The sequence below is a fragment of the Celeribacter neptunius genome (assembly GCF_900113955.1).
Taxonomy (GTDB): domain Bacteria; phylum Pseudomonadota; class Alphaproteobacteria; order Rhodobacterales; family Rhodobacteraceae; genus Celeribacter; species Celeribacter neptunius.
This window is the reverse complement of record NZ_FORH01000004.1, coordinates 274,093-294,798: the sequence shown is the minus strand read 5'-3', so window position 1 is coordinate 294,798 and position 20,706 is coordinate 274,093. Positions and strand designations below refer to the sequence as shown.

Genomic DNA, 20,706 nt, shown 5'->3' with positions numbered 1-20,706 from the left:
ATCACCTATGCCTGAAACGCCACAAATTGGGGAAGACATATGGGACTGATGAAACCTTCGCGGATGAACTCGAACGCGGCGGATGCCACCTGTCCGGTGCATGCGCCGAAAGACCATCCGAAGGTTCCGCAAGAAAAGATCGGCATCCTCCTGGCCAATCTCGGCACGCCGGACGATACCGATTACTGGTCGATGCGGCGCTATCTCAATGAATTTCTGTCGGACAAGCGGGTGATCGATTACCCGTCCTGGAAATGGCAGCCGATCCTGCAAGGCATCGTTCTCACCTTTCGGCCCTCGAAATCCGGAGCGGCCTATCGATCGATCTGGAACAATGATGCGGATGAAAGCCCGCTGATGACGATCACCAAGGAACAGGTGGCCGCGATCGAGCGTGCCGTGAAAGCCGAGTACGGCGATCGCGTCATGGTCGATTTCTGCATGCGCTACGGCAATCCTTCGACCAAATCCAAGGTGGAAAAGCTGGTCGCGGAAGGTTGTAGCAAGATCCTGTTCTTCCCGCTCTACCCGCAATATGCCGGGGCCACGACAGCCACCGCGAATGATCAGTTTTTCCGCGCCCTGATGGAGGAAAACTGGCAACCGGCGAGCCGCACCGTGCCGCCCTATTTCGACGATCCCGCCTATATCGAGGCGCTGGCACAATCGGTGGAGCGTGCCTATGTGGCCGCAGAGCGCAAGCCGGATATCCTGATCTGTTCCTATCACGGGTTGCCGGAACGCTACCTCAAGGAGGGCGGCGATCCTTACCATTGCCAATGTCAGAAAACCACACGTCTGCTGAAAGAGCGGTTGGGCTGGGACAACACCCAGATCATGACGACGTTTCAGTCGAAATTCGGTCCCGAAGACTGGCTTCAACCCTATACCGTCGAAGAGGTCGCACGACAGGCCGAAGCCGGCAACAAAAGCATCGCGGTCTGTGCCCCGGCCTTCTCCGCCGATTGCATCGAAACGCTTGAAGAAATCAATGAAGAGATCAAGGAAAGCTTTGAACACGCCGGTGGCGAAGCCTTTCTCTACATCCCCTGTCTCAATGCCGATCCGCTGCATATCGAGGCATTGGTCGGACAAATTCGCAAGAACCTGTCCGGTTGGGTCTGACATCCACGAGAAGCAGATCAACGATATGAAAAGGGCGGCCCGATGGACCGCCCTTCCAATTTTTGTGCTTTGTCAGCGCTTAGTCGGCAGCAACAGCCGCAGCCACGAGAGCCACGATCAGAAGCGGAACAACATAGCCACCAGCGGAAGAAGAAGAGGTTTCTTCAACAACAACCGGAGCTTCGATAACCGGCTCAGAATAGCCACCAGCAAAGGCAGCGGTCCCGGCCAGAGCGAATACGGCAGCAACAGCGATTTTTTTCATTTCAGTCCTCCTGAAGAGCCCTGCAACAACTGGCAGGTAGTTTCACGCAGTTTTTATAGGGAACAATAATCGGAAAAGGCAATTCCTCGAAATGACGCATATCGGATTTCCCCGCTCAGGCGTCATATTAGCAACACTTGCGTGCCGACCTTGGCCAACCCGAACAGCTCTTTGATGTGTTCATTGTAGAGGCCGATACAGCCGTTCGAGGACCGCCGCCCGATCTTGCGCGTGTCATGGGTGCCATGAATGCGGTAATATTTCCACGACAGGTAGAGCGCATGGGTACCAAGCGGGTTGTTCGGCCCCGGACCGACAAAATCCGGCCATTCGGGATTACGGACTTTCATCGCCGGTGTTGGTGCCCAGCTCGGCCCTTCCACCTTGCGGATCACCTCGGTACGACCGCGACGGGTCAGGTCCTCGGTCAGCGGTACAGAGGTCGGATAGAGCTTGTAGATCGCCTCGTCCTCGCTCCAGTAATGCAAGGCCCGAGAGGTGGTATCCACAAGAATGGCGCCGTTGCGAAGCGAGTTGAAATAGGGCTGCCAGCTCAGCGACCGGAAGCTCGAAATATTCCGGCGGACAACCGTGGAGATATCCCCCTCGATCTCTGTCGTCCCCTCTGTCTGCCCCTGCGCGGGCGTTGACAAAAGCGCCGTTGCGCCGGCGACGAAAGCACGTCGGGAAACCTTGGAAACAGGTGTATTACTCATAGGGATAGGCCATTCATGATATGTCCGCGGATATAGGTCTTATATGGCGCGTTTGCCGCAGTCGCAAATCAAACCGTCATTCCCGGCGAAATCTCGCGAACATGATTTGATCCCGGATGTCAAAGCGTTTACTGCATCCGGGTACAGTTATGGAGTACCTGGAATGCCCCGGATTATCATGATCCTCATGGTGGCCCTCATCGGATTGAGCGCCTGCGACACCCCGACCGAAAAGCTCGGCCCCGATGGAAAACCGCTTCCGCATCTTTATCGCATCAATGCCCGGGACGAAGCGAAGATCCAATATCGCATGCTTGATTCCATCAATGCTCTGCGCACGGCGTCCGGCGCACCTCAGGTGGCGCTCAATGCCAATCTGAATGCTGCAGCCGCCACCCATTCGCGCGATATGCATGTGCAGAACCGGCCCTGGCATTTCGGCTCCGACGGTTCCTCGCCGCTCGATCGCGTCGCACGTTCCGGCTATCAGGGCCTGTTGCTCGGTGAAAACATTTCCGAGACCTATGAGACCGAACTCGAAACTCTTTCCGCCTGGATGGAGGAAAGCGACACGCGCGACATCATTCTCGATCCGAAAGCCACCGACATCGGCTTTTCCTGGTATCAGGAAGGCACCGGAAAGCTTTGGTGGACCCTTGTGATCGGCTCGAGCCACGGTGCGATGACGCTTCCGCAATGAAGCGCCAAGGCATTGCACTCATGAGTTGAAAACGGAGGTCAGGGAACAATGTCGACCTGGGTTCCGTTTGCCACCATCGTGTAGATCCGCTCGATATGCCGATCCCGGACTGCGATACAGCCCGCGGTCCAATCCTTGCCCTTGCCGCGGTTTTCGCCCGCCCGGCCATGGATGAAAATATCTCCTCCCGGCTTGCGCCCATGCGCCTTGGCATAGGCCACATCCTCGGCATTCGGGTAGGAAATCCCCAATGACAAATGGTAGGAAGAATTCGGATTCCTGCGATCGATGATATAGCTGCCTTCGGGCGTCTTACCGTCGCCCTGGAACCGTTTCGGTCCGACCGGATTGCCGCCGAGGCCGATCTTGAAACTCTCGACAACCTCTTGGCCGTGAATGAGATAAAGCTTGCGACGCCCCTTATAGATGACGACACGCGTAATCTCCGGCCCTTCATAGGGTTTAAGTGTTCGTGCCCAGGCCGCGAGAGGCGACGCCAGAGCTGCAATTGCCGAGGTCAGGAATGCCCGCCGTTTCATAATACTACCCGATCTGTTTTTTCGGACTAGATACACCCGAACGGCGATTCAGGGCAATATTTTCTAGCTTCAGCGCCGTCGAAAACAGGCCGCGAGCTCGACATGCGGCGACCAACGAAACTGATCCACCGGCACGATCCATTCGATTTCGAACCCCGCCTCGATCAGCGTTTTCGCGTCACGCGCAAAGGTGATCGGGTTGCAAGAGACATAGCCCAGAGTCTTCAGCCTGCTTTCGACGATCTCTTCGCATTGCGCCAAGGCCCCCGGACGTGGCGGGTCGACAATGGCCGCATCAAAGCGGTTCAACTCGTCACGCCGCACCGGCTGTCGAAACAGATCCCGGGTTTCAATCGTCATTGGCTTGAGCCCCTCGGTACGGCGCCATCCCGCCATCAGCGCGTCGAGCATATCGGACAGGCCCTCCACCGCATGGACCTCTGTCTCCTCCGCCAGAGGAAGCGAAAAGGTTCCACAGCCCGCGAAAAGGTCGATCACCCGATCCGATCCCTGAACGGCCCGCCGCATCAGCGCGACAAGCGCGGCCTCGCCTGCCTTGGTGGCTTGCAAGAAGGCCCCCGGTGGCGGAACCACACGGGCCTGACCGAAGCGCAGATAGGGCTGTGCCTCACCAGCCAGATCTTCACCGTTCCAGGAGAGCCGCGCAAGACCAAGATCCCGCACAAACTGCCCCAAATCGACCCGCATATCGAGCGTGAGTTCCTTCCCGTTCTCGACCGAAATATCGAGCCCCGTCTCCGTCGCGATCACGGTGATATCCATCTCCGCACGCCGCGAGGCACCCAGGAGCACCAACTGTTCCAGTTTCGGATAGACCACCATGATCTCCGGCACCATCAGGATACAGTCCGGCACCGGCACCAGACTGTCGGACGCCCGCGCATGAAGCCCGAGCATCACCCCCTTCTTGGTCCGGCGACCGTGAAAAATGGCCCGACGCCGGCTTTGCGGAGGAGAGGCCAAAATTGACTCCAATTCGGCTGAAATTCCCTGATGTTCCAGCGCGGAGGCGACAAAATCAGACTTCCATTTCGCCACAAATTCGTCGGAGACATGCTGAAGCGCACAGCCGCCGCAGGCTTTGGCATGGCGACAGGCCGGCTTCACCCGATCGGCTGAGGGGGCGACGATCTTCGCCCCTCGGACACGACCATTCTCTGCCGTACCTTCGACAATCTCGCCGGGCAGAGCCCCCTCGACAAAGACTCCGTCCGTCGTGATGCCATCGCCCTTGTGGCCGAGACGCACAACTTCAAACCGTTCCATCATGCCTCCTTGGCACGCGCCAAAAGCGCGGACCGGTCCAATGCAAAACCGCTGTCGATCCAATCCTGTTCCAACTGCCGCAACATCGACCCGAGCGCAGGCCCGTCGAAATCCGGCATCAGGTCCTTGGCTTTCAAGGGAAACAACGCTTCTTCCCCATCTTTGATTTCGTCTTGAAGCCCCCCGGGCAGAAGCTGCTCAAAGAAAGCGGCCCGCAGGATCGCCACATCAAAGGCCATTTTTGCGCCGTCGCGATAAGCGATCTCGGCAATCGACTGCGCCTCCTCCGCATATCGACGCAACGCCGCATATTGCCGGGTCTGGCTCTTTGACAAGCGCAAGAGATCCGCGACATCGAATGCCCCCAGCGCCGCCAAACGGACAATCGGATCCGGCGCCTGTTCCATCGAAGTCAGCAAGAAAAAGGCTTTCGTCGAGGCACCGGGCAGAAGGGCATTCAAAACGCCCGATTGATCCATCGCGCCCAGCGCGAGATCCGGTTCAGGCGCTGAAAGGAGTTTGACCATCTCCGCCCCGACGCGTTCGCGCGAAAGCGTCTCCAATCCAGCCAAATTCGCGGCACAGGCGGCCAAGCCTTCCGGGTCCAGCCCCGCCGTGTCATCGCCATACCAGGCATGAAATCGGAAGAACCGCAGGATGCGCAGGTAATCTTCGCGAATGCGTTGATCCGCATCGTCGATGAACCGCACCCGCCGCGCCTCGAGATCCGCCAGCCCACCCAACGGGTCGATGATCTCGCCATCGGCGGCGGCATAAAGCGCGTTCATGGTGAAATCCCGCCGATGCGCATCGTCTTCGACATGTTCCGAGAAAGCCACCACGGCACGCCGGCCATCGGTTTCGACATCGTGACGAAAGGTGGTGATTTCAAAGGGTTCGTCTTCGACCACCACGGTCACCGTACCATGTTCGATGCCGGTCGGAACCGCTTTGAGACCTGCCGCCCTTGCGAGCTCCATAGTCTTCTCCGGTCGTGCCGAGCTCGAGACATCGAGATCGCTGACAGGTACACCCAGGAGACTGTTGCGCACGCATCCACCAACGAAATAAGCCTGTTCTCCGGCCTCGGCAAAGATCGCCATGAGACGTTGCGCGTGATCGGCGTCGAGCCAGGGAGCCGTCAATTTCATGCCTGCACCGCCCGTTCCGCGAGACCGCGCAAGATCCGCGCCGTCGCGCCCCAGATGTAATAGGGCCCGTAGGGCACGGTGTAGAAAGACCGCATCTGCCCGCGCCAACGCCGTGACTGAATCCGGAAATTCTCCGGGTTCAACACATGGGCGAGTGGCACATCGAAGATCTCCGACACTTCACCGAGTTCAGCCACAGCCGTGAAATCACCGGACACCCAGCCCAACACCGGGAACATTTCGAATTGGGTGACCGTCTGATGGGTCGGCAATTCACCCAGAACTTCCACCTGTGCGGCAGGCAAACCGATTTCCTCATGGGCTTCGCGCAGTGCCGCATCGATGTGATTGCGATCTCCCGGATCTACCCGCCCACCGGGAAAGGCGATCTGACCCGGATGATGTTTGAGCGCCGAGGAGCGTTTGGTGAGGATCAGCCGGAGCCCTTCCGATGTTTCCCGGATCGGGATCAACACCCCGGCCGGACGCAGCGGAGTTGTGGATTTGGGCTGAAACGCACGGTTCAAATCGAAATCCGAGGAGGGCACCCCCGGATTTCTCAGCATGTTGACGAGAGATTCTCGATCAATCGGCATCACCATCCGTGTCATCCCCCGCCTCGAACCCGACCGTCTTCGGATCAAGAACATAATGCGCGCCACAGAACTGGCAATCCGCCGTGACCACGCCGTCATCGGTGGTCATATGCGCAATATCCTTGGCCGAATAGATCGACAGGCTGTTGCGCACCCGCTCTTCGGAACAATTACAGCCGAACTCGACCGATTGCGGATCGAACACTCTCGGGCGATCCTCGTGGAACAGCCGTACCAAGAGGTCGGTCGGGTGAATCTGCGGCCCGATCAGCTCCATGTCCTCGACCGAGTCGAGCAGGATATTGGCGCGGTTCCAATCTTCGAAATCATCCTCGTTGAGAATGTCTTTCGCACGCAGAAGACCGTCGTCATCCGCCTCGTCCTTGGGTGCAAAGGGAGAGGCTTTCGGCATTTTCTGCAACATCACACCGCCGGCGCGCCAGCTTTCCGGACCGCCGGCCAGCTGCGAGCGACCGAATGTGGTTGCGAAACGGCTCGGCAGTTGTTCGGATTGCGCGAAATAGGTTTCGGCACAGGCCGACAGCGAACCGCCGGAGATCGGCGTGATCCCCTGATAGGGGGTCGTACCCTTACCCTGATCGATCAGAATGGCGAAATATCCCTTGCCGATCTGCGAGAACGGATCCACCCGCGGCAACAGCCGATTGGCGTCATAAGACGCATAGGCGCGGATCCGGGCCGGTTCGCCTTCTGCCGTGGGGGCATAGTAATCGGTCGCGATCAGACGCGCCGGACCATCGCCACGGACCTGAAGCGAGAGCTTCCAGCGCAGCTTCATGGTCTGACCGATCATCGCCGTGAGCAAAGCCATCTCGGCCACCAGAGCTTCGATCTCCGGCGGGTAGGCATGTTGCGACAGGATCGTGTCGAGCACGCCATCGAGCCGCACGACACGTCCGCGGATGTCGGAGGCGTCGAGTTGAAATGGCAGGACGGTATCATCCCAAGCGATTTTGGATCCGAGCATTTTGGCTTCCCCTGAGGTTCGGCGCTGGCATATCCTGTTCATATAGGCGGAACAACCAGTGATGAAAGGCAGAGGCGGGATGCGGCGTTACGGAGACCCCAGAATTTCAGGCAAACCCTATCGCACGCGGGCCGGAGCCTACGCGGTTCTGCCGAAAAACGGCCGCGTGCTTCTGACCTATCAGGCCGGCATTCATCATGAGTTCCAGCTGCCCGGTGGCGGGATCGATCCGGGGGAAAGCCCGGTGCAGGCGCTGCATCGCGAAGTTTATGAGGAAACCGGCTGGCGGATTTCAAAGCCGCTCTATCTCGGCGCCTTTCGCCGCTTCGTTTTCATGCCGGAGTATGAGCTTTGGGCGGAAAAGATCTGTCACATCTATCGTGCCCTGCCCGTGCGAAAACTGGCGGAACCACCGGAACAGGATCACAGCGCCCATTGGGCCAGCCCGGAACAGGCCGCGATCAGCCTCGGAAACCCCGGCGACCGGGCGTTTCTTCACGCCGTGTTCTGACCGGGAAATTCCAGCAGGATCGCCGAGATGTCGTCAGGGAAATCCTGATCCTTATTGAAGTCGTTCAGATCCCAGAGGAACGTATCGAAGAAAGCGTTGCCGGTCTCTGTTGAAATCCGCTGGCACATTTCGACCAGACCCTCTTCCCCCAACATCCCATCGCCGCCATCGGGGCATTCCGTCACACCATCGGAGAACACAAGAATGCGATCCTTGGGCGACAGGGTGATGCGCACATCCTCGTATTCGGCGGCCGGGATCAACCCCACCGGCAGACCACCGTCGCCGAAGAAGGTGACATGGCCATCTACGGATTGCACCGCCGGGTTCGGGTGGCCGCATTGCGTCATCACGAATTCGCCACTCAAGCGATCGAAATGCCCGAGGATCATCGTGAAATAGAGATCCGTCTCCATTTCTTCCAGCATCAGACGGTTGAGCGTCTTCGCCACCGCAGAGGGATCGGTCGGAATGTAATTGCCGTCCTTGTCGGTGCTGATTGCCAGGTTTTGCTCCGGAGTCGACCCCGTCAAATAGGCTGCCAATCGCGCGGTCATCAGGGCCGAGGCAATGCCATGGCCCGAGACATCGATGGAAAAAATGCCGAACTGGCGGTCATTGATCGGAAAGAACCCGACAAGATCGCCGCCAACATGGCCGCTTGGCCGCAAGAGCAGGGAAATCTGTGCCGTGTCGAAATCGCGGTAGCGCTCGCGCACCAGAGATTGCTGCAATTTCCGCGCCTCGACCAGGTCGCGATCGAGCGAATCATACAGCGCCGAAATCTCCGACAGGGTCGAACTCACCAGGCGGTTCTTTTCCGTCAGCTCGCGCTCCATCCGCAAGATCCGCTCCCCGGCCCGGATCCGCGCCAGAAGCTCGTCCCCGGCCACGGGCTTGGTGAGAAAATCATCGGCACCGATATCGAGCCCCTGGGCGATCTCCGCCTTGTCGGATTTCGAGGTGAGAAGAATGAAATAGCCATAGTGGACACGGTCCAACTGTCTGAAAGCCTGACAGAATTCGAGACCGCTCATGCCGGGCATCATCCAGTCGGAGACCACCAGGTCGATGGCTTCCCTCTGGCAGACCTCCATCGCCTCCTCGCCGGAAGCCGCCTCGAAAACCTCATAACCCCAACGCCCGAGATAGGAGGACAGAATGCGTCTTTGAGCCCGGGAATCGTCCACAATCAATACATTATTCACCACCCCTCGTTCCGGTGCAGCCTGGAGATAGGGGTGTTTTTCCTGAGCGATGGCCAAACCAGTGTCCTCTCAAACCACGTATGAGGTGGAACATGCGTCACTCGGTTTAATGCCCCCTTAAATCTAAAATTTTTTAGAAATTTCCGACCGTTTTCATGCTTTCTCTTTGGTTACTCACCTTTGGGTAACGATCTGCAGCCTATTATTTACCAAAAGGAGCGCACCATGATTGATTGGAACCGAGTAGATGAATTGCGCGACGAGGTCGGCGCAGAAGATTTCCACGAAGTGGTCGATCTCTTTCTCGAAGAGGTGGATGAAGTCATCGAACGGCTGAAGGCGCAACCGGACACCGCCCGCCTCGAACAGGATCTGCACTTCCTGAAAGGCAGTTCCCTGAACCTCGGCTTTGCCTCGTTCTCGAGCCTGTGCCAGGCCGGCGAGATCGCCGCACGGACCGGGCGCGGCGATGAGATCGATCTGCCGGCGATCTTCGACGCCTATGCCAAATCGCGGTCAGCCTTTATTGAGAAGGCGACCGCCTGATCCCGTGCCTCAGAGCACGAATTCCGCCAATGCCTGATCCGTGGTGATATCGCGATAAACCAGACCGGCGGCATCCATTTTCTCGAACAGATGTGCGAAATTGCCCGGATCATCGGTTTCGATACCGATGAGCACCGAACCAAAGTTTCGAGCGGATTTCTTCAGATATTCGAACCGGGCAATGTCATCCGCCGGCCCCAGCATATCGAGAAACTCGCGCAGCGCTCCCGGGCGTTGCGGCATCCGCAGGATGAAATATTTCTTGAGATTGCGGAACCGCTGAGCGCGTTCCTTGACCTCGGGCAGGCGTTCGAAATCGAAATTGCCGCCAGAGGTCACACAGACCACATGTTTGCCACGGATCTTGTCGCGAATGTCTTGCAGGGCATCGACGGAGAGGGCGCCGGCAGGTTCCAACACGATCCCTTCGACATTGAGCATGTCGATCATCGTGGAACAAATGCGATCTTCCGGGCAGGCCAGAATATGGTCGGGCGCGATGTCTTTCAGAATACCGAAGGGGATCTCTCCGATCCGGGCCACGGCGGCGCCGTCGACGAAACTGTCGACATCGCTGAGCGTGACCGGCTCCCCGGCCTCAACGGCGGCTTTCAGGGAACGCCCGCCCATCGGTTCGACGAAATAGATCTCGGCCTTGGGCGCTGTCTCTTTGAGATAAGAGACGATTCCGGCGGAAAGCCCACCGCCGCCGACCGGCAGGACCACGACATCGGGCACCATCTGGCGCATGAATTCGACGGCAACGGTGGCTTGCCCCTCGATCACGTCGAGATCGTCGAACGGCGCGAGGAAATGCCCACCCTCTTCGGTGCAATAGGCCCGCGCGGCCTCCAGCGTATTGTCGAAATAGTCCCCAATCAGGCGAATTTCGATCATTTCGCCGCCAAAGGTCTTGGTCTTGTCGATTTTCTGCTGCGGGGTCGTCACCGGCATGAAGATCACACCGCGCACTCCGAATTGCCGACAGGCAAAGGCCACGCCCTGGGCATGGTTGCCGGCAGAGGCACAGACGAAAAGCGAGATCGCCGGATCTTTCTCCCGCGCCTTGATCATCGCGTTCCAGGCCCCGCGCAGCTTGTAGGAACGTACCGGCGTCAAGTCTTCGCGCTTGAGCCAGACATCGCAGTCGTAGATCTTCGACAGGTGATCATTGCGCATGCAGGGCGTCGGATCGAACAGCCGCCGCACCAGCGTTTCGGCCTCACGTGCATGTTTCGCAAAACCGTCCGTATCTGTGTCAGTCATCGAGATGCCCTTTCATCGCAAGCTCATAGATCGCGGACAAGAGGCTGACATTGATCATCAGAAGCACCCATCCAGCAGCCAGCTCGTAGAGCAGGCCGATGAACCCGCTGCCAAAGAGGGGCGATAGAAATTGCATGAGCAGAAAGGCGGCAATCGTAAGAATACCCGCCTGAAAAATCACGGCGGAATGCGGTTGCGTCGCCTTCCACGCCGTCGCGAAGGAAATCTTGTCGCCCAGCGCCACGCCGGGCAGAACCGGTGACATCCGCAAAAAGACATAGACCGCTGGCAAACCGACCAGAGCGCTGAGCAACAGGACCCCGACCGGTTGCATGAACAGGCTCCCGAAAAGCAATCCCAGCACGGCGATCGCGACCCCAATCATCACACCGATGAAAACCCCCATGACAATGGAGAGGAACAGATAGCTCCAGACACGCCCACCGTTCCAACGCGGGAAGGCCGAGGTCGGACGTTTGCCTTCGAGGGTGAAGCGATGCCATTCCACCGCGATCCAGCTCGGACCGACAAACATCACGATATAGGACAGGATCAGAAACAGGATCACCGGCCCCGACAAGGTCCCCCCCTCGCCGGCGGCGAAATCCTGCGTTTTCAGCACCTCAAAGACGAGGATTTGTACGATCAGGATCGCGATCCAGATCAGACCGGAGACGGCCAAGGCCTCGTCAATATGACGGATAACCCGCAAGACCGCGTTTCGAAATAGAATGAACCCCGTCATGATGAGCCTTTTCGCATAACTATTTTGGTTGTTCTCTGCGCAGGTTTAGTGGTTTTCCGGCCCAAGCTAAAGCAATCTTCGGTGGCAAACCTTGCTCTTGGCCCGAAAACCCGATAATCGCGCCTGCGTGTCCGAAAAAGGAAAGTCTCATGTCTGCGCCCAAAAAAGTGGTTCTCGCCTATTCCGGTGGTCTCGACACCTCCATCATTCTGAAATGGCTTCAGACCGAATACGGTTGTGAGGTTGTGACCTTCACCGCCGATCTCGGTCAGGGTGAGGAACTTGAGCCGGCACGACAAAAGGCTGAGCTTCTGGGCATCAAACCGGACAACATCTACATCGAAGACGTGCGCGAGGAATTCGTGCGTGACTTCGTTTTCCCGATGTTCCGCGCCAATGCGCTTTACGAAGGTGAATACCTCCTGGGCACCTCGATTGCCCGGCCGCTGATTTCCAAGCGTCTGGTCGAGATCGCCGAAGCCACCGGTGCCGATGCCGTCGCCCATGGCGCCACAGGCAAGGGCAACGACCAGGTACGGTTCGAGCTCTCCGCTTACGCGCTGAACCCCGACATCAAGGTGATCGCCCCCTGGCGTGAATGGGACCTGTCGTCGCGCACCAAACTCCTGGACTTCGCCGAGAAGAACCAGATCCCGATCGCCAAGAACAAACGCGGCGAAGCACCTTTCTCGGTCGACGCCAACCTGTTGCACACCTCGTCCGAGGGTCGCGTGCTCGAAAACCCGGCCGAGGAAGCTCCGGATTACGTGCTGCAACGCACCGTGCCGGTCGAACAGGCGCCGAACGAACCCGAGTATATCGAGATCACCTTTGAAAAGGGCGATGCGGTCGCGATCAACGGGGAAGCCATGTCCCCCGCGACGCTCCTGACCAAGCTCAACGAGCTTGGCGGCAAACACGGTATCGGCGTGCTCGATCTGGTGGAAAACCGCTTCGTCGGCATGAAATCCCGCGGCATCTACGAGACCCCGGGCGGCACGATTCTTCTGGCTGCACACCGTGGCATCGAGCAGATCACGCTCGACAGCGGTGCAGGCCACCTGAAAGACAGCCTGATGCCGCGCTACGCCGAACTGATTTACAACGGGTTCTGGTTCTCGCCGGAGCGCGAAATGCTCCAGGCCGCAATCGACAAGTCGCAGGAGCATGTTTCCGGCACCGTGCGTCTCAAGCTCTACAAGGGCGCAACCCATACGGTCGGCCGCTGGTCCGAAGCCTCGCTCTATTCCGAGGCCCATGTGACCTTCGAAGACGACGCCGGCGCCTATGACCAGAAAGATGCGGCAGGCTTCATCCAGTTGAACGCCCTGCGCCTCAAACTTCTGGCTGCGCGCAACCGCCGCCTCAAGTAACGGCAAACGATACAGAATCAGAAAGGGCGCCTCGGTGGGCGCCCTTTTCTTTTCCAGTTTCACATGAAACGCTCACGCCGCGCGGAAGCTTTTCACCTCATTGGCCGAGGGGATGGCATCGGCGGTGCCGGCTCGTGTGACTTTCAGCGCGGCCGCCTGAACCGCCCATTCCATTGCGGCCTTGACCGGCATGCCGAGATCGAGACCGGCAGCGAAATAGCCGATATAGGTGTCGCCTGCCGCCGTGGTGTCGACCGGCGTCACTTTCGGAGAGCTGACCTCGATCGTCTCGCCGGTCTCATTGGAACGCCACATTGCGCCTTTACTGCCGAGCGTCACCATCACCTGCGGCACCGGGATTTGTTCGAGCGATACCCCCATCGCCGAGCACAATTGCGCCGCTTCGATCGAGTTCATCACCAGGATCGACACATCGGGGATCAGATCCTTCACCGCCGAAATGGAAAACGGCGCGGCGGAATAGATCACCCGCATGCCTTTGACCAGGGCAAAGGTCGCGGTCTGGGGTTGCAGATTGGTTTCATTCTGCATCAACAACGTATCGGTCGGTTTGGCCTGATCGATCGCCTCGATGACAAATTCGCTGTCCTGTTTCACATTCGCCGCCGGGTCGAGAACGATCATGTTCTCGCCTTGCTGATCGACATAGATCACCGCATGGCCGGTCTCTCCGTCCACTTCGCGCAGGAATTTGCAATTCACCCCGTAGGATTCGATGCGCTCACGCACCCAAGGGTCCTTTTTGCCGATCGCACCGATATGGAACACCTCCGCACCGGCTTTCGCAGCCGCCACGGATTGGTTCGTTCCCTTACCGCCAAGCCCGAGCTTGTGACCGGTCGCACTGAGCGTTTCCCCCGGCTCGGGAAAATGCGGAAGCATGTAGAAATGATCGATATTCACCGAACCGAGATTGAAAATCGCCATACATGTCTCCCGCGCGTTCTTTGCGTGTTTGGTCTGGCTTACTTGGTCTGACCCACCTTGCAGGCGGCAAGAACTGCCATATTCAGAATATCATTTACCGTCGAAACAGTTGAACAAATCTGAATAGGTCTGTCGACGCCCGTCAAAATCGGACCGATCACGGTGGCACCCGCAAGCTCCTGCATCAGTTTCACCGAAATCGAGGCCGAATGGCGCGCCGGAACGACCAGGATATTGGCCGGACCGGAGAGGCGGCAGAACGGGTAAGCCGCCATGGCGTCGGGGTTGAGCGCAACGTCCACGGTCATCTCGCCATCATATTCGAAATCGACCCCGCGCTGGTCGAGCACCTGCGGCGCGATATGCATTTTCTCGGCGCGTTCCGACACAGGATAGCCAAAGGTCGAGAAGGATACGAAAGCCACCCGCGGTTCGATCCCCATCTTGCGGGCAACGGCGGCGGCGGCGGTGGCGATATCGGCGAGGTCTTCCTCCTCCGGCCATTCATGCACCAGCGTGTCGGTGATGAAAATGATCCGGCCCTTATGCAGCACAGCGGTGACACCCACCGCGCCATCCTCGGCCTTGGCGTCGAAAACGGAATTGATCCGGTCGAGCACATGAGCCGATTTGCGCGTCGCCCCGGTCACCAGACCGTCGGCATGACCATGCGCCAGCATCAAGGCGGAGAACGCATGACGATCCCGCGCCGCCAGACGGTGAATATCCTTCTGGTCGAAACCGGAACGCTGCAGACGCTTGTAGAGGAAATCCTTGTACTCCGCGAGGTGACGGGTATTGGCCGCGTTGACGATCTCGATCTCGGAAATCGCTTCGCCCAGCCCCTCTTCCTCCAGCTTCTTGCGGATGTCCTCGGTGCGTCCGACAACCAACGCACGCCCGAAGCCGCCCCGATGATAGGCGACGGCGGCACGCAACACCCGCGCATCGTCGCCTTCGGCAAAGACCATGGTGGCCTGTGCCTGACGCGCCCGGGCATAGAGCCCTTGAAGCATCTGCGCCGACGGGTCCATCCGGGCCTGCAAATCCTGGGCATAGCCCTGCATGTCGATGATCGGACGCCGCGCCACACCGGTGTCCATACCAACCTGCGCCACGGCGGGCGGGATGGTGTAGATGAGGCGCGGGTCGAACGGCGTCGGAATGATGTAATCGCGACCGAAGCTCAGCTTGCGCCCATAGGCCAGAGCCACCTCATCGGGCACATCCTCGCGTGCCAGCGCGGCCAGAGCTTCGGCACAGGCGATTTTCATCTCGTCATTGATCGCGCGGGCATGAATGTCGAGCGCACCACGGAACAGATAGGGAAAGCCCAGCACGTTATTGACCTGGTTCGGATAATCCGAACGCCCGGTCGCCACGATCACATCGTCGCGCACCGCATGGGCGTCTTCCGGGGTGATCTCCGGATCCGGGTTGGCCATGGCGAAAATCACCGCATTCGGCGCCATGCTCTTGACCATCTCCTGCGTCACCGCGCCCTTGGCGGAAACACCGAGGAACACATCGGCATCCACCATGGCTTCGCCCAATGTACGCGCATCGGTGACGGCGGCATGAGCCGATTTCCACTGGTTCATGCCTTCCTGACGGCCCTGATAGATCACACCCTTGGTGTCGCACATGATGCAATTGTCGTGTTTGGCGCCCATGGCCTTGACCAGCTCGAGACAGGCGATCCCGGCAGCACCCGCCCCGTTGAGCACGATCTTGCACTCTTCGATTTTCTTGCCGGAAATATGCAGCGCATTGATCAGGCCCGCCGCACAGATCACCGCCGTGCCGTGCTGGTCGTCGTGGAACACCGGGATATCCATCATTTCCTTGAGCCGCTGCTCGATGATGAAACATTCCGGCGCCTTGATGTCCTCGAGGTTGATGCCGCCAAAGCTCGGCCCCATCAGGCTAACCGCCCGGATGATCTCTTCCGGGTCTTCGGTGTCCAATTCGATATCGATGGAATTCACATCGGCGAAACGCTTGAACAGCACCGCCTTGCCTTCCATCACCGGTTTCGAGGCCAGCGCGCCGAGATTGCCGAGACCCAGGACCGCGGTGCCGTTCGAGATCACCGCCACGAGGTTGCCCTTGTTGGTGTAATCGTACGCGGTCTCCGGCGCTTTCGCGATCTCTTCGCAAGGCACGGCAACCCCCGGAGAATAGGCCAGCGACAGATCCCGCTGGGTCGTCATCGGCACACTCGGCGCGACGTCGAACTTGCCGGGGCGCGGTTCCATGTGGAATGCGAGCGCTTCTTCACGGGTCTGTTTGGTCTTGGACATGCGGGTGGGCCTCCTCGTCGGCTGTCGGGTCTACTTAGCCCTCCCCGCCCCCAGTCTCAACAAAAAGAGTGCGAACGCACCTTTACGTCCCACGCCCTGCGGTTAAGTTACCCCGAAACGAAATCCGGGGAGAGCAAAGTGGCCTCGCAAACGCCCGCCGCAACGCCGATGATGGCACAATATCTCGAAATCAAGGCACGCCATCGTGACGCGCTGCTGTTCTATCGCATGGGCGATTTCTATGAGATGTTTTTTGATGATGCCGTCGCCGCCTCCGAGGCGCTCGATATCGCACTGACCAAACGTGGCAAACATGCGGGCGACGACATCCCGATGTGCGGCGTGCCGGTGCATGCGGCCGAGACCTATCTGCTCAATCTCATTCGCAAAGGCTTCAAGGTCGCGGTCTGTGAACAGCTCGAAGACCCGAGTGAGGCGAAAAAGCGCGGCTCGAAAGCCGTCGTGAAACGCGATGTCGTCCGTCTCGTCACCCCGGGCACCCTGACCGAAGACAGCCTTCTCGACGCGCGTCGTCACAATTATCTCGCAGCTTATGCCGAGATCCGCGAAGAGGGGGCTTTGGCCTGGGTCGATATTTCCACCGGTGCCTTTCATGTCATGCCCTGCCCGCTCGTCGGTCTGGGTCCTGAACTTGCCCGGCTGAACCCCTCCGAGATCGTGGTTTCCGAAGCGCATGAAGAGAATTGGGCCGAGTTTGTGCCTGATTTTCATGATCGGATGACACCGCTGTCGCGCAGCTCTTTCGACAGTACATCGGCACAAACGCGCCTGACGGAACTGTTTAAAGTCTCCTCGATGGAAGCCTTCGGACAATTCACCCTGTCGGAGATTTCCGCCATGGGCGCGATCATCGACTATCTCGACATCACCCAGAAAGGCAAACTGCCGCTGGTGCGGCGTCCGGTACGGGAATCCCTGCGTGGTGCGATGCAGATCGATGCCGCCACGAGGCGCAATCTCGAAATCTCGCATGCGCTTTCGGGTGGGCGCGAAGGCTCATTGATTTCCACCATGGATCGCACTGTCACCGCCGCCGGCGGACGTCTTCTGGAACGGCGCCTCGCCAGCCCGTCGCGCAATGTCGAGATCATCACCGACCGGCTCGACGCGATCGATTTTGCCATCGCCAACGCCCATCTCGCCGGCGATCTGCGCGAAGCCCTGCGCAAGGTTCCCGATATGGAGCGCGCGCTTTCTCGCATCGGTTTGGATCGGGGCGGCCCGCGCGATCTCGCCGCCATCCGCAATGGTCTCTCGCAGGCCGAACTCATTCATGAGAGCCTGCAAAACGCTCCTGTTTCGACCCTGATCCAGCGGAATATGGAGTTTTTAATCGGTCACGCCGAGCTCATCGACCTGTTGGACGCGGCCCTTGTGGCCGAGCCGCCGCTTCTCGCCCGAGACGGCGGTTTCATCGCCCCCGGCTATGACGAGGAGCTCGACGAATCCCGCACGCTGCGCGACGAAGGACGTGGGGTGATCGCCTCGCTGCAGTCGAAATATGCTGAGACGACCGGGATCACCTCTCTGAAGGTCAAGCACAACAACGTGCTCGGCTATTTCATCGAGACCACCGCGACCCATGCGGAAAAGATGCTGTCGCTGTCGGAGACCTTCATCCATCGTCAGACCACCGCCAATCAGGTGCGGTTTACGACGCTCGAGCTTTCGGAGCTTGAAACCAAAATCCACAATGCCGGTGGCCGGGCGCTCGAGATCGAAAAACGTCTGTTCGAGACCCTGCGCATGGCAATTCTGGAACGCGCGCCCGTCATCAACGATGCCTCCGGCGCGCTGGCCGAAATGGATCTGATCACCGCACTGGCCGATTTGGCGCAGAGCGAAGGCTGGACCCGTCCCAAGGTGGATTTGGGTCGCGAATTCCTTGTTCAAGGCGGGCGTCACCCGGTGGTGGAACGGGCGCTGCGCAAACAGGGCGGTGAGAAATTCGTCGCCAACCACTGTGATCTCTCGGACGGGCGCGAGGGCGCAGCGATCTGGCTTTTGACCGGGCCGAACATGGCGGGTAAATCGACCTTTTTGCGCCAGAACGCGCTGATCGCGCTGATCGCGCAAGCCGGCTCCTATGTGCCGGCCGAGAGCGCACATATTGGCGTGGTCTCGCAATTGTTTTCTCGCGTCGGTGCCTCCGACGATCTGGCACGCGGGCGCTCGACCTTCATGGTCGAGATGGTCGAAACCGCCGCAATCCTCAATCAGGCAGACGACCGGGCACTTGTCATTCTCGACGAGATCGGTCGCGGCACGGCAACCTATGACGGGCTGTCGATTGCCTGGGCGACACTCGAACATCTGCATGACGTCAACAAATGCCGCGCGCTCTTCGCAACGCATTACCATGAGATGACCAGCCTGTCGGACAAGCTCGACGGGGCGGAAAACGCCACGGTTTCGGTCAAGGAATGGGAAGGCGAGGTGATCTTTTTGCACGAGGTGATCAAGGGCAAGGCCGACCGTTCCTACGGGGTCCAGGTCGCCCGCCTTGCCGGTCTACCCGACGCCGTGGTCGAACGGGCCAAATCCGTTCTGGAAGCGCTGGAAAAAGGTCAGGCGGAAAATGCCGCCAATCCGCAGGCGATCATTGACGATCTGCCGCTTTTCGCCGCGATCCCGCCGGAACCACCAAAACCACAAGCCAAGGAAAGCGACGTCGAGAAAGCACTCGCCGAGATCACACCCGATGATCTCTCTCCACGTGAAGCGCTCCAGGCGCTCTACGATCTGAAGGCGAAGCTTTCCTGATCACCAGCTGCCGCTGGCGCCGCCGCCGCTGCTCGACCCACCGCCAAAGGAACCACCCGAAGACGAGCTTTTGCTCACCTTCGGGATGGTGCGGGTCACTGAATATTCGTCTCCACAGTTGAGGCAATGATAGTCGATCCGCTTGCGCCCGGTCGAAGTGGTGGTGGCGGATTCGAGAATGGTGGTGTCGCCTTCAACGGTCCGGTACCCGCAGTTTCGGCAGATCGAATATTGGCTGAACCATGCACGGTATCCTTCGATTTTCACGTGCTCGCATTTGGGGCATTGCCAGACATCGTAATCGACGGAACGGAGCTCTTCCTCGGTGATCTGGCCCTTTTGCAGATGGTTGTCATCCCAGACCTCATCAAGCCGGGTCATTTTCATCCCGTCATTGGGACAAATCCGCGGTGTGTTGCGTTTCCAGCGGCGATAGATCATCAACGGAAATGGCACAAATCCAGCCAAAATCGCCCAGATCCAATTGCCGAGCCCGGTGATGAAGCGGCTAAATGAGCCGAAAAGCCTTTGCGGTGCGTCAAAATCATATTCTCCGGGCCAGCTCCCCGTGACGGCAAGGATCGTACGGTCTACCCCGTTTGAAATCCCCTCTTCATATCGGTCTTTCCGAAAGTAGGGCAGGATATCGCCGTCGATCACCTGTTGCATCGGCGCGTTCATGGATGTGCCGTAGCCAGACCCGACTTCGAGGCGTATTTTGCGATCCCAACGGGACACGAGCATCATCAGCCCGTCGTTCTTCTCGGCATCGCCGACGCCCCAGCTGTTGAACAGACCGGTGGCAAAGGGTTCGATCTCGCCGTGATGACCGTAATCGGACATCGCCCCGATTGTGACGACGGTGAATTCAACCCCGGTCTCGCGGCGCAGCGTCTTGAGACGCTCACGAATATCCTCCTCGACCGCCTCTCCCAACAGATCGGCAAAATCGTTCACATAGATTTCGCTGTAGTCGGGGTAGTCCTGTGCCATTGCCGGAACGGCGCAGAGAAACATCGACAGAAACAGAAAGACACGCACGAAAAAGCCCCCGCAAATCACGAGGGCTTTCTAACAGATTTTACGAAGAAATCAGAGCAGGATTACGCCGGCGTGGAGGAAACACCCACCTGCGCCGGGCGCAACAACCGGTCGTGGATCATGAAGCCGACATTCATCACCTGAATGATGTCTCCGGCCTTGGTGCCGGGCACCGGAGCTTCGAACATGGCTTCGTGGATCTGCGGATCGAATTTCTCGCCCATCTCGGGGGAAATGATCACAATCCCATGTTTGTTGAACACGCTCAAAAGTTCGCGCATCGTCAACTCGATCCCTTCGATCAGGGCGGCCTGGGCCTCGCGCTGATCCTCGGCAATCGCCTCGATCGCACGTCTCATATTGTCGAATACCGGCAGCATGTCGCGCGCCAGCTTCGAGCCGCCGTAATTCTCGGCTTCGCGACGATCACGATCCGCGCGCTTGCGGGAATTCTCCGCATCGGCCACGGCCCGCATGAAGCGATCCCGGAATTCATCACGCTCTGCGCGAAGCTGATCCAGCTCGGCAGAGACATTGCTGTCCTCCGGGTCTTCGAGCGCTTCTTCAGAGGTGATGTCGATCATCTCTTCTTCGATCTTTTTTTCGAACTCTTG

Annotated in this window: 20 protein-coding genes; 6 read left to right on the top strand and 14 right to left on the bottom strand. The window is 58.8% G+C overall.

What is annotated here, in order from left to right; translation table 11 throughout:
• The first annotated feature begins 39 nt into the window (after nt 1-39).
• A complete protein-coding gene (hemH, locus tag BM151_RS12390) occupies nt 40-1,125 on the top strand; it encodes a ferrochelatase (protein ID WP_245781197.1) in 1,086 nt (361 codons plus the stop codon).
• Nucleotides 1,126-1,204: 79 nt separating this feature from the next.
• Here hemH and BM151_RS12385 read toward each other — a convergent pair whose 3' ends face one another.
• Nucleotides 1,205-1,390: a hypothetical protein gene (locus BM151_RS12385; RefSeq protein WP_090061030.1), complete on the bottom strand. Its 186-nt coding sequence runs from the start codon at nt 1,388-1,390 to the stop codon at nt 1,205-1,207.
• Between the two features lie 122 nt (nt 1,391-1,512).
• On the bottom strand, nt 1,513-2,106 hold the full coding sequence (locus BM151_RS12380; protein WP_090061029.1) for a L,D-transpeptidase: 594 nt from the start codon (nt 2,104-2,106) through the stop codon (nt 1,513-1,515).
• Between the two features lie 163 nt (nt 2,107-2,269).
• Between BM151_RS12380 and dalA the strand changes: the two genes are divergently transcribed.
• Nucleotides 2,270-2,806 (top strand): divisome-associated lipoprotein DalA, encoded by a 537-nt coding sequence (dalA, locus tag BM151_RS12375; RefSeq protein WP_090061028.1) that lies wholly within the window; start codon nt 2,270-2,272, stop codon nt 2,804-2,806.
• 38 nt (nt 2,807-2,844) lie between these two features.
• Here dalA and BM151_RS12370 read toward each other — a convergent pair whose 3' ends face one another.
• The 5 genes from BM151_RS12370 to hslO all read right to left on the bottom strand — a co-directional run bounded on the left by BM151_RS12370 (nt 2,845) and on the right by hslO (nt 7,367).
• Nucleotides 2,845-3,345 carry a L,D-transpeptidase family protein gene (locus tag BM151_RS12370; protein WP_090061027.1) on the bottom strand — a complete coding sequence of 167 codons (501 nt, stop codon included), beginning with the start codon at nt 3,343-3,345 and terminating at the stop codon, nt 2,845-2,847.
• Nucleotides 3,346-3,414: 69 nt separating this feature from the next.
• The gene (locus BM151_RS12365; RefSeq protein ID WP_090061026.1) at nt 3,415-4,632 is read right to left on the bottom strand and encodes a class I SAM-dependent RNA methyltransferase; all 1,218 of its coding nucleotides are present in this window, start codon (nt 4,630-4,632) and stop codon (nt 3,415-3,417) included.
• On the bottom strand, nt 4,632-5,783 hold the full coding sequence (locus BM151_RS12360) for a CCA tRNA nucleotidyltransferase (RefSeq protein ID WP_177213127.1): 1,152 nt from the start codon (nt 5,781-5,783) through the stop codon (nt 4,632-4,634). The genes BM151_RS12365 and BM151_RS12360 overlap by 1 nt, the downstream gene beginning before the upstream one ends.
• Entirely contained in the window at nt 5,780-6,385 is a 606-nt protein-coding gene (locus BM151_RS12355) for a CoA pyrophosphatase (protein ID WP_090061025.1), read from the bottom strand. Before BM151_RS12355 ends, BM151_RS12360 begins: the two co-directional genes overlap by 4 nt.
• Nucleotides 6,369-7,367, bottom strand: coding sequence for an Hsp33 family molecular chaperone HslO (hslO, locus tag BM151_RS12350; protein ID WP_090061024.1), 999 nt, complete (start codon nt 7,365-7,367; stop codon nt 6,369-6,371). The genes BM151_RS12355 and hslO overlap by 17 nt, the downstream gene beginning before the upstream one ends.
• Nucleotides 7,368-7,446: 79 nt before the next feature.
• On the opposite strand from hslO, the gene BM151_RS12345 reads away from it, so the two are divergent.
• Nucleotides 7,447-7,878, top strand: coding sequence for an NUDIX domain-containing protein (locus BM151_RS12345; RefSeq protein WP_090061023.1), 432 nt, complete (start codon nt 7,447-7,449; stop codon nt 7,876-7,878).
• On the opposite strand, the gene BM151_RS12340 is transcribed toward BM151_RS12345, so the two are convergent.
• A complete protein-coding gene (locus tag BM151_RS12340) occupies nt 7,863-9,143 on the bottom strand; it encodes a PP2C family protein-serine/threonine phosphatase (protein ID WP_090061022.1) in 1,281 nt (426 codons plus the stop codon). The genes BM151_RS12345 and BM151_RS12340 overlap by 16 nt on opposite strands.
• 168 nt (nt 9,144-9,311) lie before the next feature.
• Here BM151_RS12340 and BM151_RS12335 point away from each other — a divergent pair, with 168 nt between their 5' ends.
• Nucleotides 9,312-9,632, top strand: coding sequence for an Hpt domain-containing protein (locus BM151_RS12335; RefSeq protein WP_090061021.1), 321 nt, complete (start codon nt 9,312-9,314; stop codon nt 9,630-9,632).
• 9 nt (nt 9,633-9,641) lie between these two features.
• On the opposite strand, the gene ilvA is transcribed toward BM151_RS12335, so the two are convergent.
• A complete protein-coding gene (gene ilvA / locus BM151_RS12330) occupies nt 9,642-10,898 on the bottom strand; it encodes a threonine ammonia-lyase IlvA (RefSeq protein ID WP_090061020.1) in 1,257 nt (418 codons plus the stop codon).
• Entirely contained in the window at nt 10,891-11,643 is a 753-nt protein-coding gene (locus BM151_RS12325) for a hypothetical protein (protein WP_143093095.1), read from the bottom strand. The genes ilvA and BM151_RS12325 overlap by 8 nt, the downstream gene beginning before the upstream one ends.
• A gap of 149 nt (nt 11,644-11,792) precedes the next feature.
• Here BM151_RS12325 and BM151_RS12320 point away from each other — a divergent pair, with 149 nt between their 5' ends.
• Nucleotides 11,793-13,016, top strand: a complete 1,224-nt coding sequence (locus tag BM151_RS12320) for an argininosuccinate synthase (protein ID WP_090061018.1) — start codon at nt 11,793-11,795, stop codon at nt 13,014-13,016.
• Between the two features lie 72 nt (nt 13,017-13,088).
• Here BM151_RS12320 and BM151_RS12315 read toward each other — a convergent pair whose 3' ends face one another.
• Together BM151_RS12315 and BM151_RS12310 are read right to left on the bottom strand one after the other, a co-directional pair.
• The gene (locus BM151_RS12315) at nt 13,089-13,964 is read right to left on the bottom strand and encodes a ribokinase (protein WP_090061017.1); all 876 of its coding nucleotides are present in this window, start codon (nt 13,962-13,964) and stop codon (nt 13,089-13,091) included.
• A gap of 38 nt (nt 13,965-14,002) precedes the next feature.
• Nucleotides 14,003-16,267: an NADP-dependent malic enzyme gene (locus BM151_RS12310; protein ID WP_090061016.1), complete on the bottom strand. Its 2,265-nt coding sequence runs from the start codon at nt 16,265-16,267 to the stop codon at nt 14,003-14,005.
• A 168-nt stretch (nt 16,268-16,435) separates the two neighbouring features.
• Here BM151_RS12310 and mutS point away from each other — a divergent pair, with 168 nt between their 5' ends.
• Complete coding sequence (gene mutS / locus BM151_RS12305) at nt 16,436-19,051, top strand: DNA mismatch repair protein MutS (protein WP_090061147.1); 2,616 nt, start codon at nt 16,436-16,438, stop codon at nt 19,049-19,051.
• On the opposite strand, the gene BM151_RS12300 is transcribed toward mutS, so the two are convergent.
• Both BM151_RS12300 and BM151_RS12295 read right to left on the bottom strand, forming a co-directional pair.
• Nucleotides 19,052-20,092, bottom strand: coding sequence for a TPM domain-containing protein (locus tag BM151_RS12300; RefSeq protein WP_143093094.1), 1,041 nt, complete (start codon nt 20,090-20,092; stop codon nt 19,052-19,054).
• A gap of 62 nt (nt 20,093-20,154) precedes the next feature.
• Nucleotides 20,155-20,676, bottom strand: a complete 522-nt coding sequence (locus BM151_RS12295) for a nucleotide exchange factor GrpE (protein ID WP_425429551.1) — start codon at nt 20,674-20,676, stop codon at nt 20,155-20,157.
• Nucleotides 20,677-20,706: the final 30 nt, after the last annotated feature.